At 71.0% G+C, this 15,171-nt stretch carries 13 protein-coding genes; 4 read left to right on the forward strand and 9 right to left on the reverse strand.

The features are described 5' to 3' along the window. The first annotated feature begins 36 nt into the window (after window positions 1–36). Both ACFZDL_RS09855 and ACFZDL_RS09860 read left to right on the forward strand, forming a co-directional pair. Complete coding sequence (locus tag ACFZDL_RS09855; protein ID WP_353590022.1) at window positions 37–906, forward strand: SAM-dependent methyltransferase; 870 nt, start codon at window positions 37–39, stop codon at window positions 904–906. Window positions 907–1,043: 137 nt separating this feature from the next. Further along, window positions 1,044–1,535, forward strand: coding sequence for a hypothetical protein (locus ACFZDL_RS09860; protein WP_353590023.1), 492 nt, complete (start codon window positions 1,044–1,046; stop codon window positions 1,533–1,535). Window positions 1,536–1,554: 19 nt separating this feature from the next. On the opposite strand, the gene ACFZDL_RS09865 is transcribed toward ACFZDL_RS09860, so the two are convergent. From ACFZDL_RS09865 to ACFZDL_RS09885, 5 genes are all read right to left on the reverse strand, one after another. Then, entirely contained in the window at window positions 1,555–2,715 is a 1,161-nt protein-coding gene (locus ACFZDL_RS09865) for an ABC transporter substrate-binding protein (RefSeq protein WP_353590024.1), read from the reverse strand. A gap of 61 nt (window positions 2,716–2,776) precedes the next feature. Continuing rightward, a complete protein-coding gene (locus tag ACFZDL_RS09870) occupies window positions 2,777–3,682 on the reverse strand; it encodes an ABC transporter permease (RefSeq protein ID WP_353590025.1) in 906 nt (301 codons plus the stop codon). Next, window positions 3,679–4,503 (reverse strand): ABC transporter ATP-binding protein, encoded by an 825-nt coding sequence (locus ACFZDL_RS09875; protein ID WP_353590026.1) that lies wholly within the window; start codon window positions 4,501–4,503, stop codon window positions 3,679–3,681. The genes ACFZDL_RS09870 and ACFZDL_RS09875 overlap by 4 nt, the downstream gene beginning before the upstream one ends. 135 nt (window positions 4,504–4,638) lie before the next feature. Beyond that, window positions 4,639–6,072, reverse strand: coding sequence for an FG-GAP repeat protein (locus ACFZDL_RS09880; protein WP_353590027.1), 1,434 nt, complete (start codon window positions 6,070–6,072; stop codon window positions 4,639–4,641). A gap of 289 nt (window positions 6,073–6,361) precedes the next feature. Continuing rightward, window positions 6,362–7,372 (reverse strand): hypothetical protein, encoded by a 1,011-nt coding sequence (locus tag ACFZDL_RS09885; RefSeq protein WP_353590028.1) that lies wholly within the window; start codon window positions 7,370–7,372, stop codon window positions 6,362–6,364. Window positions 7,373–7,579: 207 nt separating this feature from the next. On the opposite strand from ACFZDL_RS09885, the gene ACFZDL_RS09890 reads away from it, so the two are divergent. Then, window positions 7,580–8,182: a TetR/AcrR family transcriptional regulator gene (locus ACFZDL_RS09890; protein ID WP_353590029.1), complete on the forward strand. Its 603-nt coding sequence runs from the start codon at window positions 7,580–7,582 to the stop codon at window positions 8,180–8,182. Between the two features lie 75 nt (window positions 8,183–8,257). Here the strand turns inward: ACFZDL_RS09890 and ACFZDL_RS09895 are convergent, their stop codons facing one another. The 4 genes from ACFZDL_RS09895 to ACFZDL_RS09910 all read right to left on the reverse strand — a co-directional run bounded on the left by ACFZDL_RS09895 (window position 8,258) and on the right by ACFZDL_RS09910 (window position 13,077). Further along, window positions 8,258–9,850 (reverse strand): glycoside hydrolase family 43 protein, encoded by a 1,593-nt coding sequence (locus ACFZDL_RS09895; RefSeq protein WP_353590030.1) that lies wholly within the window; start codon window positions 9,848–9,850, stop codon window positions 8,258–8,260. An 84-nt stretch (window positions 9,851–9,934) separates the two neighbouring features. After that, entirely contained in the window at window positions 9,935–10,807 is an 873-nt protein-coding gene (locus ACFZDL_RS09900) for a carbohydrate ABC transporter permease (RefSeq protein ID WP_353590031.1), read from the reverse strand. Between the two features lie 7 nt (window positions 10,808–10,814). After that, on the reverse strand, window positions 10,815–11,798 hold the full coding sequence (locus ACFZDL_RS09905; RefSeq protein ID WP_353590032.1) for a sugar ABC transporter permease: 984 nt from the start codon (window positions 11,796–11,798) through the stop codon (window positions 10,815–10,817). A 4-nt stretch (window positions 11,799–11,802) separates the two neighbouring features. Further along, window positions 11,803–13,077, reverse strand: a complete 1,275-nt coding sequence (locus ACFZDL_RS09910) for an ABC transporter substrate-binding protein (protein ID WP_353590033.1) — start codon at window positions 13,075–13,077, stop codon at window positions 11,803–11,805. A 312-nt stretch (window positions 13,078–13,389) separates the two neighbouring features. Between ACFZDL_RS09910 and ACFZDL_RS09915 the strand changes: the two genes are divergently transcribed. Continuing rightward, the gene (locus ACFZDL_RS09915) at window positions 13,390–15,096 is read left to right on the forward strand and encodes an IlvD/Edd family dehydratase (protein WP_353590034.1); all 1,707 of its coding nucleotides are present in this window, start codon (window positions 13,390–13,392) and stop codon (window positions 15,094–15,096) included. Window positions 15,097–15,171: the final 75 nt, after the last annotated feature.

A 15,171-nucleotide genomic window follows, 5' to 3' on the forward strand; every position in this document is an offset into this window, starting at 1 on the left:
GAAAGCCCAGAACGCCCTGAAATGAGGAGACCACACGTGACCGCTCAAGGGGTAGCAGCCCAGACCGGAAGCGGACCGGAGCCCCCCAGCAGCCCCCTCAACCAGGGCAAGCCGCACAGCGCCCGGATGTACGACTATTTCCTGGGCGGCAAGGACAACTACGTCGCCGATCGCCAGGCCGCCGCCAAGGTGCTCACCATGTGGCCGGGCGTCATGATCGCCGCCCGTACCAACCGCGCCTTCATGCACCGCGCGATCCGGTACCTCGCCGCCGAGCGCGGCATACGCCAGTTCCTCGACATCGGCACCGGCATTCCGACCAGCCCCAATCTCCACGAGGTCGCCCAGTCGATCGTCCCGGAAGCCCGGATCGTCTACGCCGACAACGACCCGATCGTCCTCGCCCACGCCCAGACCCTGCTCAGCAGCGCCCCGCAGGGACGCACCGCCTACGTCGACGCGAACGTCGCGGAGCCGGAGACCATCCTGAGCGCCCCGGAACTCACCGAGGTGCTGGACCTGTCCCAGCCCGTCGCCCTGAGCCTGTGCGCGCTGCTGCACTTCGTCCCCGACGAGTGGGACCCGTACGGGATCGTCCAGCGCCTGCTCGAACCGCTGGCCCCCGGCTCGTACCTGGTGCTCAGCCACATCACGCCGGACTTCGACCCCGAGGCGACCCAGCGGACCGTGCAGATCTACCACAGCGGTGGCATCCAGGGGAAAATCCGCACCAAGGCCGAGGTGGAACGGTTCTTCACGGGTCTTGAGCTGGTCGAGCCGGGCATCGAGGTGCCGCACCGCTGGCACCCCGAGCTGGCGGCCCCGGACACCGGGGCCAACACCGGCGATGTGACGGACGAGGAGGTCTCCTTTTGGGTGGGAGTCGGCCGTAAGCCGGCCTCCTGACCCTCCGGGGCCACAGGCCGCTCGCTCCTGCCGCCGGAAGCGGCGCGGCGCTTGTCTTCTGAAGATCCCTGCGCGTCAATGAGCCCACTATCTGACAGGGCATCAGTGATGCGGACATGGATCGGACGGGACGAGCGATGAGACGTACCACTCCCGGATCACGTGCCACGGCCACCGCCGCCGCCTGCGCGGCACTGCTCGCGGGGGCCGTGGCCCTGGCGCCCACGGCCGCCGCCGTGTCGCCGGGCACTGCCACGGCCCCGTACGACTGCGATACGTTCGGCGTCGCGAATCTCACCCTTCATGCCACCCAGAACGGCTCCAGGGCCACCCTCACACCTGACTCACCGGACCTGACCGCCCCGGTCGCCATCCCGGCGAACACCATCTCCGTCACTCTGCGGCTCGAGAAGAACGGCGGCCCGGCCACCACCACGTTCACCAACAGCTCAAGCCCGGCCATCCCGGCGGGATTCCCGATACGGGTCCCGCTGGTCGGCACGGTGGCGCCGGGCGACAGTCTGGACTCCGACCTGCGCGGCGGCTCGCTGCGCATGTCGATCGGGGCCGTCCTGATCACCTGCGACGCGCTGGCCAAGCAGTCGCCGGGCCCGTTCGTCTTCGACTGACCTCAGCGGCCCTCATGACCTACGGCTTGTGGCCGACCGCCTCCGCGTAGAACGAGCGGTCCACGACCCGGTCCTCGGCCAGCGGGTCGCCCTCGGTCACTCCGGCCGCGGCATAGGCCTTCTGCAGACGGTCCACCGTACCGTCGCGGATCTCCCAGTCCATGCGCAGCGACGGCACGGCGGCCAGGGTGTCCGGTTCAGTCCTGAGCGCCTTGCCGAGCTCCTTCACAAACGCCTTGTCCTTCTTGTAGTCCCCGGCGAAGTAGGTGTTGACGGTGCGGATGTAGGCGCGCAGAAACGCCACTCCCGCGTCCGGGTCGCCGGTCAGCAGATCGGGGCCGAAGAGAAGACCGCCCAGCGGCTCGCCCCGCGGCTGACCGCCGAGGAACGCATAGCCGGCGTCGCCGTCCACCTCGCGCCACACCGGGTCGAGCAGCCATGCCGCGTCCACGCCGCCGTTCTTCAGCGAGGTGAGGACTTCGGCGGGGCCCAGCTGCTGGAAGCGGACGCTGTCCACGTCGGCCTGGTGCCGGGCCAGCACCTTCTCCATCGGATACATGATGACCGAGCCCTTGCCGATGAGCGTGCCGACGGTGCGGTCCTTGAGGCCGACCTCGCCCGCCGTCTGCCCGGGCCGCAGCCTGACCCAGAACCCGCTCCTGGAACCGGGGGCGGGCGAGAAGTTCCCGGCGACCCAGCGGATGTCGAACCCCTGCCGGATGCCGCCCAGCACACCCGCCTCCGGCGCCGCGTACTGGACGTCGATATCGCCCTTGGCCAGCAGCGGCAGCGCGTCGGGGGTGGGCAGCAGCTTCACCTCGACGTCGAGCTTCTCCTTGGCGAACTCGCCCTTGGCCAGGGCCACCTGCAGCGGCGCCAGGTACTCGGCGCTCAGGGTGCTGGCGGAGACGACGACCTTCGTCTTCTTCTTCTTCAGCGGCTTGGGCGCGGGAGCGCCGGGCTCACAGCGGGCCGGCGCGCGGTCCTCGGACAGATCGGAGGGGTCGGTCCAGCCCTTGGCGCAGCCGGCGACCGGCGCGATCGGCCGGGCCTCGCGCTCGGCGCCGGGGCGCGCGGAGTCGGAGGTCTGCACATCGCAGGCGGTGAGGGAGGCGAGGACGCCCAGCAGGGTCACGGCCGTGGCCAGGGCGCGGGTGAGGAAGGGTCCGGGTGCTGGCATGGGTGTTGCCTTCCGGTTCCGGTGACGCCGGGACGAAACGGGGATCAGGATCGGGATGGGGTCAGGACCGGGGGCGGCCGCGGTCCCGCGGCGCCCAGGGGGTGAGCCGACGGCCGACGAAGCGCACGAGCTCGGAGAAGACCACGCCGAGCACGGCCACGCAGACGATGCCGACGAACATCACGTCGTTTCGGAACAGCGCCCGCGAGTCGAAGATGAGATGGCCGAGGCCGTTGTCCGCGGCGATCTGCTCGGAGGCGACGATCACCAGGACCGCCACCCCGGCCGCGACCCGCATGCCCACCAGGACCTGCGGCAGCGAGGCGGGCAGCAGCACATGGCGGAACATCTGCCAGGGGCCCGCGCCGAACACCTGACCCGCCTCCCGGTATCCCTCGGCGACGCCCATCACGGCCGCCATCGTGGAGATCCAGACGAAGAAGAAGACGGTGGTGGCGACGAGCGCGATCTGCGGACCCTCGCCCAGGCCGAACATGTTGAGGAACACCGGCAGCAGCGCGAGCTTGGGCACCACGTACAGCGCGTCGAGCAGGGGCTCCAGCGCCGCACGGACGATCCGCACCGCGCCCATCAGCAGCCCGACGGCATAACCCGCCGCCGTGCCGAGCGCATAACCGGCGATCACCCGCTGGAGCGTGGCCCATACGTCCGGCCACAGCTTGCCGTCGGCGGCGCGCTGCCACCCGTCGGCCGCGATCATGGAGGGGGCGGGATAGACGCGGGGGTCGATCCAGTGCCGGTACGCGGCGAGCTGCCACAGCAGGATCAGCGCCGTGGGCACGGCGATGGCCAGGGAGATCTCGAGGGCGAGGCGGCGCCGGTGGGCGCGGACCGGATCGCGCTCCCGGGGCCCGGGGCGCCGCACCAGCACCGTCTCGGCGGACCCGTCGGATGCCGCCTCGCCCTGGGCGACGCGGTCCGCGCCGAGCGCGGTCTCGCTGTTCATGAGCGCTTCCCCGCCGGCTGTGCCATCGCGGCGCCCCCGACTCCCGCCTGCACCTCGCCGCGCAGCAGCTCCCACAGCTCGGACTGCAACGCGGCGAACTCCGGGGAGCGGCGCAGCAGCCCGGTGCGCGGGCGCTCGAACGGCGGCCGGCGTTCGGCGATCACCCTGCCGGGCCTGGCGGACATCACCACCACCCGGTCCCCGAGCACGATCGCCTCCTCCAGGCTGTGGGTGACGAACAGCGCGGTGGTCCGGGTGGCCTGGCACACCGCGAGCAGTTCGTCCTGGAGGATGGTGCGCAGCTGGGCGTCGAGCGCGGCGAACGGTTCGTCCATGAGCAGCACCTCCGGCTCCACGGCGAGCGCGCGGGCGATCGCGACCCGCTGCCGCATGCCGCCGGACAGGGCGGCCGGGTAGGCGTCGGCGAAGTCGGCGAGGCCCAGTCGGTCCAGCCAGTCCCGGGCCCGCGCGTCGGCGGCCTTGCGGGGTACGCGCTGCACATCGAGGCCGAAGCGGACGTTGGCGAGCACGGTCTTCCAGTCGTAGATCCCGTAGTCCTGCGGGATCATCGCGGCCGGGTGGCGCCGGCCGGCGCGCAGCTCGACCTCGCCGCCGCTGGGGCGGACGAGCCCGGCGACGATGCGCAGAAAGGTGGACTTGCCGCAGCCGGACGGGCCGACGACGCAGCAGAACTCTCCGCGCTGGACATCCAGGTCGAGTGGTCCGAGCGCGTGCACGCGCCCGCCTCCGTGCCCGAAGGTGCGGGTCACGGCGCGGGCGCGCACCTTCGGCGCGGCCGTGGGTGTGGTGTGCGGCTCCACCCCGTGTCTCCTGATCCGATCGGTCGGGCGTGGCATGGGCGCGATCACATGACAGCATCGCCCCACAGCAAGATATGACGCTCCGTCAGATTCAGGCAAGGGGTGGGAGGACGCGTCGCCGCGCCCTCCCGTCGGCTACTGGGCGAGCACTCCGCCGTGTTCCACCGCGCCGGAAAGGCCCAGCCCCGCCGGTGTCACCGAGGTGACCGGGGGCTTGGGGCCGTCGTCGCGGGTGGCGTCGAACCATACGCCGCCCGAGCCCGCGTTCTCGCCGGGCGCGCCGATCGCCATGTCCGGGGCGCCGTCGCCGTTGTAGTCGCCGGTGGCGACCGCCGCGCCGAAGAGGTCGCCCGCCTCCGCCGTACCGGCCACGCCCGGGGAGTTCTGGTTGAAGCCGACGCCGGTCATGCTGCCGTCGGGGCCCGCGGCGAGCCACAGGTACGAGCCCGCGTTGGTCTCGGCGCCGATGGCCTCGTGGCTGACGCCGACGACCAGTTCGGCCCCGCCGTCCCGGTCGAGGTCGGCGGCGGCGAGGGCCCCGCCGAAGTTGTCCTCCGGCTCGGCGGTGCCGGGCACATACGGCGAGGACTGCGTGGTGCACGCGACGGCGCCGCCGAGTGTGGTGTCCGGCTTGCCGTACACCACGGCGACGGCGCCGCCGAGGCGGTCCTCACAGAAGGTTCCGTCGGTCTCCGGGTTGGGCTGGACCTGGCCGATGGCGAGGTCCGCGGTGCCGTCCCCGTCGAAGTCGCCGGTGGCCAGCGCGCTGCCGTAGTCGCCCGTGCGCCACGTCGCCCGCCACTCCCCCGAGGCCATGCCGAGCACATGGGTACCGGAGATCTCCATGCCCTTGTAGGTGACCGCGAGGTCATCGCCGCCGTCGCCGTCGAAGTCCCCCGTGACCAGGGCCCGGGCGCCGCCGAAGTCGTACCGTTCGACGAAGGAGGTGTCGGTGGCGGAACCGGTGGTGAACGGGCCACGGCGCAGCAGTGTCGCGCCGCCGTTCCCGTCGCCCTCGGTGGTCACGGCGAGGTCCTGGTGGCCGTCGTGGTCGAAGTCGCCGACGGTGAGCAGCCTGCCCAGCCGTCCGTCGGCCTGGCCCTTGGCGGCGGTGAGCCCGCCGCTGAAGCCGGATGCCGAACCCCATATGACGGTGGCGGTGCCCTCGTGGTCGGCGCCGGTGTCCTTCAGCTGTTCGCCGGGCGCGGTGACGGCCAGATCGGCGTAGCCGTCGCCGTTGAGGTCGGCGGCGCTGACCGAGGTACCGAACAGATCGCCCGCCTCGGCGGTCCCCGGCACTCCGGTGGTGGACTGGCTGACGCGGGCGGAGCCCGCGGTGCCCAGACCGTTCGGGCCGCCCCAGACCACGTTGACGTAGCCTGCCTTCGCCCGGCCGTCGACGGTGGCCTTCGGCATGCCGACCGCCAGGTCCGCGTATCCGTCGCCGTTGAAGTCACCCTTGAGACCCGAGGGCGCCGCGGAGGCCGTGGCCTCGATCGGGCCCGAAGGGGCGAGGACGGCGGCCAGGGCCACCGCGGTGGCGGTCACGGTCAGGGTTCGTATGCGCACGGGCTCTCCCAGAGGTGCGGGGTCGGGCTTCCGTGGCTTTGACACCCGAGCGGGGCGGAGGGTTGTGGTGAGGCGTCATATGAGTGGACACCAGGTGAACGGACTCACATGAGCCGCGCGTTCCGGTGTCCGCCGGTCACCCGCGCCACCAGTGGCGCGGCACCTGCTCGGCGGGTTCGCCGTGCGGCGTGCAGCCGTCCTGTGGCCGGCTTCGCCGACCGGGAGCGGCGCTGTACGGAAGGCGGCGTGGGCGCCTGCACCGAGGACGCCCGCGCCGGGTTCCGTGACATCACCTTCCCGGCGCGCTGATCAGGACCGGGGCGCTGATCAGGCCCGGGGCGGAGGTCAGAACCGGGGCCGGGGCCAGGACCGGCTCGGCGAGCACGATCGGCTCGGCGTCCAGGAGCGGTTCCGCCGCCACGAGCGGTTCCCCGACCAGGATCGGCTCCGCCACCGGGCGCGGCTCCGGACGCGGCGGCGCGGCGGTGGGTGTCGGGTGCGTGGCGCGAGTGAGCAGCACGACGCCGCGGGCGGCCACCACGGCGCCCAGACCGGCCACGGCGACCCCGGCGGGGCCGCCGTGGACACGCTCACCGAGCAGCGCGGTTCCGATGGCCGCGGCAGCCATCGGGTTGGCCAGGGTCAGGACGGCCAGCGGTGCGCCGAGGCCGCCGGTGTAGGCGGCCTGGGACAGCAGCAGCCCACCCACGGCCAGGCCCGCGACGAGCACGCCCACGACCGCGAACCGCCAGGTCAGGGACAGGCCCGCGACCGTCAGGGTCTGGGTGAGCGCGGACGCGGCCCCGGAGGTGATGCCGGAGGCGGCCGCGAGGCCGAGCCCCCGGCCGTGACGGACGTGGGAGAACAGGGCGACCAGGGCCAGCACGGTGGCGACGACGCCGAGCGCGGCGATGGTACCGAGCGTCTTGTCGGGGGCGCCGTCGCCGGCGGTGAGCGGCAGCAGCGCGCCGAGGCCGGCCAGGGTGAGCGCGGTGCCCCGCCATTCGCCGGGGGTGGCGCGCCGTCCCGCCACCCTGGCGCCGAGCGGCACGGCAGCGACCAGGGTGAGCGCCCCGAGGGGCTGGACCAAGGTGAGCGGCCCGAACTTGAGTGCCGCCACATGGAGCAGGGCCCCGCCGGAGTTCAGCCCGACGGTCGACCACCACGCGCCCTGTGCCAGCAGTCGCCGCAGACCGCTCGGGCCGGTGCGGGCGGCGAGGCGCTCCTGCGCGACGGCCGCGGTCGCGTAGGCGACGGCCGACAGGAGTGCGAGGGTGACGGCTATGAGGGTGGCGTTCACGGCATTACCCGGCCCCTTTGGATATGGCGGCTGCGATACATCTGCGTATCGATACGACAGTGTATCGGCACAGGCACGTATCGATACGCTGGTGTACCGTGTGTTGTGCCGCACAGTCGCATACCGCACCCTCACTTCAGTCGACCACCGTCGACACGGCCGAGGGACCAGCGGGAGAGCTCACAGCGGGAGGAGAGTGCCGAGCTGATGGCATCGCCCACAACGGCGGACACCCCACGCCGCTCCAAGATCAGTCCCGAGCGCGAGCAGGAGATCTTCGACGCCGTCCTCGCCCTGCTGACCGAGGGCGGCTACGAGGCCTGCACCTTCGAGGGCGTCGCCGCCCGGGCCAAGGCGAGCAGGTCCACCCTCTACCGCCAGTGGAAGACCAAGCCCCAGCTGGTCGCCGCCGCGCTGCGCCGCTGTGACCGGCGCATGGCGCTGGACGGCATCGACACCGGCAGCCTCGTCGGCGACCTGCGGGAGACGGCGCGCGTCGTCGGGCGGATGTGCGACTCGGACACCACGTTGCTGTACGCGCTCGGCCACGCCGCGCTCAGCGACCCGAGCCTGCTGCAGGCGCTGCACGACGCCCTGTTCTCCCGGGAGGTCTCGGTGATCGCCGCCATGGTCCGGCGCGCGATCGAGCGCGGCGAGATCCCGGAGGACAGCGCCGCGGCCGAGTTCGTCCCCGCCCAGCTGATCGGCGTGATGCGGGTCAGATCGCTGCTGGACGGGGAGCCCGCGGACTGCGACTACCTCCTCCGCTTCCTCGACGCCTCGGTCTTCCCCGCGCTCGGCCTGTCCTGACCCGCGCTCGGTCCAAGACCGCCCGCGCTCGATCCCTGACCGCCCGGGCTCATCCCTGACCGCCCGGGCGGCCGGTCACGGCGTCTGATCGCGCAGTTCGAACCAGTCGAAGTCCGCCGCGACACGGGTCCCGCCCAGGTCCTGGACGCAGACCCCGACGAACGCCCCGGTGAACCGCAGCCGGTCCCCGTAGTCGTCGGAGAGCCTGGTCGCCTCCAGCGCCGGACCGACGTCCTGCCAGGACACCCCGTCCGGCGAGGCGGCGAAGCGCAGCTCCGCACCGTCGAAGCGGGCCCGCAGATGGACCAGCGGCCAGTCGTCGACATCGAGTTCGCACGAGGGCAGCTCGCCGTACGCGCCGTCGTCCGTGAACACCACGCCCAGCACCCGGCCCCTGCCCTCCGCGTGGGTCAGCCGCAGGTAGTAGTGGGTGGTGGTGTCGTACCAGCAGATCAGCCCCGCGAGCTGGCTGAAGTGGGAGGGGCGGAAGTCGACGACCGTCGTCGCCTCGCAGCGCACCGACGTCAGACGGCGGGCGACCAGGCTCTGGTCGTAGCGGGAGTGCGGACTCTGTCGGCCGCGCAGCCGCAAATGGCCCGGGCGCTCGGTCAGGCTCAGCCACTGGGAGGTCGCGGGGGTGCGCAGGGTGTTCCAGTACGCGGCGAGGGCGGGCGCGTCGAAGTCGTCGCGGGCGGGCCGGACCGGCGCCGGGGCCGGGGTGACACCCCGGGGCGCGGCCACCTCCAGGCTCGGCAGACGGCCTCCGTCGGCGAGCCGCAGCCAGCCGTCGTCGGTCCACACCACCCGCTGGAGACAGGTCTCCCGGCCGAGCACACAACGCGCTCCGGCGAGCGTGCGGACCGGGCGCGAGGCCAGGTGGGCGAGGAACCACTCCCCCTCCGCCGTCCGCACCAGCTCGCCGTGGCCGGCCTTCTGCAGTGGCCACTCGGGTGCGTCGCGGGTGGTCAGCAGCGAGCCGGCCGGATCGAGCTCATACGGTCCGGTCAGCTCCCGCGAGCGGGCCATCAGGATGCCGTGGTTCCAGCCGGTGCCCCCCTCGGCGAGCATCAGGTAGTACCAGCCGTCGTGGCGGTAGACGTTGGGCCCCTCGATCAGCACATCGTGGGTGAGGACCGTGCGCGGGGCCCCGATCAGGGCCTGTTTTCCGGGGTCGTACTCCTGGAGGACGATCCCCGCGAAGGAGGGGTGCCCGTCGCGCGGGTCCCACTGGATGTTGAGCAGCCAGGTGCGCCCGTCCTCGTCATGGAAGAGGGAGGGGTCGAAGCCGGAGGAGTTGAGGAACACCGGCTCCGACCACGGACCGGAGATGTCCGGGGCGGTGATGAGGTAGTTGTCGACGTCCTTGTACGGGTGGCCGATGGTGCGCACGATGCTGTACACCAGCCAGAACCGGCCGTCGTGGTACGAGAGCGAGGGCGCCCACACCCCGGCCGAGTCCGGGACCCCGCGCAGGTCGAGCAGGTCGGTGCGGTCCAGAATGTGACCGGCCGGCTCCCAGTGGACCAGATCGGTGGAGCGGTGCACGGGCACGCCCGGGAACCACTCGAAGGTGGAGGTGGCGAGGAAGTAGTCCGCACCGACACGCACGATACTCGGGTCCGGGTGGAATCCGGGCAGCACGGGGTTGCGGATATGGCCCGCGGTCATGCAGGTCCTTTCGTACGGCTTGGGAGATGAGCGCGCCAAGACTGAGCGGGAGGAGGGGCGCCGCCGGCAGTGGTTGCGGGGCGGTCAGCCCTTGACGGCGCCCTGCATCACACCGGCGACGATCTGCCGGGACAGCAGGAGGAAGACGAGCAGCAGCGGCAGCACCCCGATGGCGGCGCCGGACAGGATGAGCGTGTAGTCGAGGGCGTACCCGCTGGCCAGCGAGGACAGCGCGGTCTGCACGGTCGGGGTGACGGACGGGTCCAGGACGATCAGCGGCCACATGAAGTCGTTCCAGGTGGCCATGAAGGTGAACATGGCGAGCACGGCCGCCTGCGGGCGGATCGCGGGCAGCGCCACATGCCAGAAGATGCCGAGTGTGGAGCAGCCGTCGACCCGGGCGGCCTCGACGAGTTCGTACGGCACGGACTCGTCGCAGGCCTGCCGCATCCAGAAGACGGCGAAGGCGTTGACGAGCGCCGGGACGATGACGGCCTTCAGGGTGGCGATCCAGCCGAGGTTTCCCATCAGCATGTACAGCGGGATCATGCCCAGCTGGGTGGGGAGCATCGCGGTGATCACCACGGCGACGAACAAGGCGTTGCGCCCCCGGAACGGCAGTTTGGCGAAGGCGAACCCGGCGAGCGAGGACAGCAGCACGCAGCACACCGTCACCGTGGTGGAGATGATCAGCGAGTTGCGCAGGGCCAGCCAGAAGTCGACGGTGTCGTAGACGCGCTGGATGTTGTGGAGCAGATTGCCGCCCGGCGTGAGGGTGAGCAGCGAGTCGCCGATCGCCGAGTTGTCGCGGGTGGGCAGCACGAAGGAGTAGTAGAGCGGGAACACCGAGGCGGCGAGCACCCCGACGAGCGTGGCGTAGACGAGGAATCCGGGGCGCCGGCCGCCGTCGGACATGGCGCGGCGGCGGCCGGTCGTGGGCTGGGTGGCGAGGGCCATGACGACATCAGTCCTTCGAGGCGATGCGCCGCGACAGCGCGTAGTTGATGCCGGAGACGACGGCGATGAGCAGGAACATCACCCAGGCGAGGGTGGCCGCGTAGCCCGCGTTGAACTCGCGGAACCCCTTTTCGTAGAGGTACATCATCAGCGTCTGGAACTGCCGGTCACTGCCACCGGTGCCCTCGGTGCCCTGGATGTCGAAGAGCTGGGGCTCGGTGAAGGTCTGCATGGCGCCGATGGTCGACATGACGACGGAGAAGATGATGGTGGGGCGGATCGAGGGCACGGTGATCGACCAGAAGATGCGCCGTCTGGAGGCTCCGTCGAGCATCGCGGCCTCGTTGAGCTCGCGCGGGATGCCCTGCATGGCGGCGAGGAAGATCAGCGCGTAGTAGCCCGCCCAGCGCCAGATGATGATGGTGGCGACGGCGGGGATCGCGGTCCAGCGGTTGGCCTGCCAGTCGACCCGGTCGATGCCGACCAGGCTCAGCACATCGTTGACGATGCCCGTGTGGAAGCCGTAGAGCTGCGCGAACACCAGGCTGACGGCGACCACCGACACGATGTGCGGCAGAACGACCCCGGCCCGCCAGACCGCGCTGGCGCTCAGCTTCCGGTTGAGCACACCGGCGAGCCACAACGCCACGGCCAGTTGCACTCCGGTGCCGAGCACCAGCAGCAGGGCGGTGTTGAGCAGCGCGTTCCAGAAGTACTCGTCGGCGAAGAGGTCCTGATAGTTGTGGAGTCCGAGCCAGCCCTGGTCACCCTCGATGATCGCCCACTTGTGGAAGGAGATCCAGCCGGTGTACAGCAGCGGCCAGACCGCGAAGACGCCGAAGATCACAAAGAACGGGGCGATGAAGACATACGGGGTGTAGCGCAGGTCGAAGCGGGTCAGACGGGATCGCCAGGCGCGGCGTCGGGGATGGCTCCCCGGGGCGGGGGCCGTGGCGGCCTCCGCCCCGGGACGGGTCTCGGTGACCGTCATCGGGTCAGTCCCCCGCGACCTTCTTCGCGTCGGAGACCGCCTGGCTCCAGGCGTCCTCCGGCTTCTGCTTGCCCTGTTCGACCCGGAGCAGCGCGTTCATGAAGGCGGTGGCCACGTCGCTGTCCTTGGTGCCGCGGTAGATGGGCTGCATCTTGTCGACGGACTCGGCGAAGATCTTGCCGGTGGGGGCGTTGGAGAAGTACGTGTCCTTCTTCGCCTGCACGGTGGGGTCGTTGTAGACCGACGGGTGGCTGGAGAGGTAGCCCTTGGAGAGGAAGAGCCGCTTCTGGACCTTGGACGAGGTCAGCCAGCGGGCGAGCTCGACCGCCTCCTTGGTGTGCTTGGTCTGCTTGGGCACCAGGAGGTAGGAGCCGCCCCAGTTGCCGCCCTGCGGGGCCGCGGCCACCGACCACTTGCCCGCGTTCGCGGGGCCGGAGGCCTCCTTGGTGCGGTCCAGCTTCCAGGCGGGGCAGACAGCGGTTGCCGTCTTGCCGGTCTTCAGGGCATTGGCCATTTCCGGGGTGAAGGGCGGGTATCCGCCGCTGACCTTCCGTACGGACATGTTGGCGGCGGTCAGGAAGTCCTGCTTGAGACCGGAGTTCTCATCGGCTGTGAACGAGTCGTCGGATTCCGAGAAGAACGTCTCCTTGTGCTGGTTCTCCATCCCGACCCAGATGTCTCCGGTATTGGCGGTGAAAGAGGCGTCCTTCACCTTGTCCCGGAATTTCTCGCCGACTTCGGTGAACTTGTCCCAGGTGGGCCAGAGCCCGCCGACGCGCTCGGGGTCGGTGGGCAGCCCTGCCTTCTTGAACAGGTCGGTGCGGTAGCAGATGCCGAGCCCGCCGATATCGGTGCGCAGGCCCATCACGTACTTGCCGCCCTCGACCGTCCCGTAGTCGTACGCCCACTGCACCCACGGATCGTCGGTGTTGTTGACGCCGTGGTCGGCGAGGTTGACGAAGCGCTGGTAGCTGGGCTTGAACTTGCCGATGGTGTCGTCGCCGAGGCCCACCACATCGGAGGCGCCGCGGTTCGCCGCGAGCTGGGTGACCAGCTTCTTCGGCAGGTCGTCGACCAGCACCTCGCGGATCTTGATGCCGGGGTGGCTCTTCTCGTACTCCTTGTACAGGTCCCGGTAGCCGTAGTCGACCTGCGTGGTGACGGTCAGCGTTGTCCTGCCGTCCGAGTCGCCCGCGCCGCTTCCGCAGCCCGAGGCCGTGAGGGCGATGACCGTGGCTGTGGCCGCCACCCAAACCCTCCGGCCGGCGTGGTACTTCATGCCCTCACCTCTCTGCTTCCCTGTTCGGCATTACGCCCTTGCAAGTGCGGTATTTCGAAAGTTTCGACGCGCGGGCCGCGCGGCGGAGCCGCATATCGACAGGGCACTTCCGCGATTTCTCCTGCCCTTTGCGCCGTGTCCAGGCGGGCTCAATGTAGGAACCGGTTGTCATGCGGTCAATGTTTCGGTCGCGTAAGAGGCGCTATTCGAAACTTTCGGTGCCGGTCGGCGCTCCGCCGAGCCATGAGGGACCGGTTGCGCGGGCAAGGTCCTACTCGCACGGATCCTCGTCGACAGATCGGAACGGTTCGTATGAGTGACACGACTCGGTCGCAGCAGTGGTATGCGGGAGACTCCCGCGACGCCTTCATCCACCGCGCCTGGATGCGCCGCGGGCTCCCCGACCACGCCTTCGACGGGCGGCCGCAGATCGTCATCTGCAACACCTGGTCGGATCTGACGCCCTGCAACAGCCACTTCCGGGAGATTGCCGAACATGTGAAGCGCGGTGTGTGGGAGTCCGGCGGTGTGCCGCTGGAGCTGCCGGTGCCCTCGCTGGGCGAGACCCTGCTGCGCCCGACCGCGATGTTCTTCCGCGATCTGGCCGCGATGGTCGTCGAAGAGCTCATCCGCGCCAACCCGGTGGACGGTGTCGTCCTGCTCGGCGGCTGTGACAAGACGGTTCCGTCGCTGCTCCTGGGGGCCGCCTCGGTCGATCTGCCCACGCTGATGGTCACCGGCGGACCCATGCTCAACGGCTCCTGGAAGGGACGCCCGCTGGGGTGCGGCACGGGGGTCTGGGAGATGAGCGAGGAGGTGCGCGCCGGGCGGATGCCGCGCTCGGATCTGCGGCGCGCCGAGTCGGCGATGATCCGCAGCCGCGGACACTGCAACACCATGGGCACCGCGTCCACGATGGCCTGTGTCGCCGAGGCGCTGGGCATGACGCTGCCCGGGAACGCGGGGCTCCCGGCGCCGGACAGCCGACTGCTCGAACTGTCGCACGCGGCCGGCAACCGCATCGTCGAGATGGTCGCCGAAGACCTCCGCCCCAGCACCGTGCTGACCCGCGAGGCCCTGCTGAACGCGGTGCGCGCGGTGGCCGCCATCGGCGGGTCCACCAACGCCGTCGTCCATCTGCTGGCCCTGGCCCGCCGGGTCGGCGCGGAGGTGGGCCTGGAGGAGATCGACCGCGCCGGCCGCGACATTCCGCTGCTGGCCGATGTGCAACCCGCCGGGGCCCACCTCATGGAGGACTTCCACCGGGCCGGCGGCCTGGACGCGGTGCTCGGACAGATCAAGGACCGGCTGGAGCCGAGCGTCACCGTCTCCGGCTGCTCCCTGACCGATCAGATCTCCGGCCGCTCCAGCACCGACCTCACCGTCATCCGCACCGCCGACGAGCCGATCGCGCACCAGGCCGGGCTCGCCGTGCTCCGCGGCAACCTCTGTCCCGACGGCGCGGTCATCAAACCGGCGGCCGCGACACCGGAGTTGCTGCGCCACCGGGGCCGCGCCGTGGTGTTCGACGGCATCGAGGACTTCCACGCCCGGATCGACGACCCCGAGCTCGACGTGGCGGCGTCCGACGTGCTGGTCCTGCGGGGGTGCGGTCCCCGCGGCTACCCGGGCATGCCCGAGGTGGGGAACATGCCGCTCCCCCGCAAGGTGTTGGAGTCCGGTGTGCGGGACATGGTCCGGATCAGCGACGCCCGCATGAGCGGCACCGCCTTCGGCACCGTCGTCCTGCACATCGCCCCGGAGTCCGCGGCGGGCGGGCCGCTGGGTCTGGTGCGCACCGGCGACTGGATCGAGCTGGACGTGGAAGGGCGTGTGCTGCGGCTCGATGTACCGGAGGAGGAACTGGCGGCGCGGCAGCCGGTGACCGCCGCCGCCCCGCCGGCCGAGAGCGGGTGGGAGCGCATCTACCGGGAACACGTCGAGCAGGCCGACCGGGGCGCCGGTCTGGACTTCCTCGCCGGGACCCGCGGTTCCTTCGTCGCCCGGGAGTCACACTGACGGCCCTCACTCCGCGGTGAGCGGAGCCTGGCGCAGGGCGGCCGAGACGCGATTGTCAGTGGCATCCGCAATGCT

Source organism: Streptomyces sp. NPDC007917 (assembly GCF_042959105.1).
GTDB lineage: Bacteria > Actinomycetota > Actinomycetes > Streptomycetales > Streptomycetaceae > Streptomyces.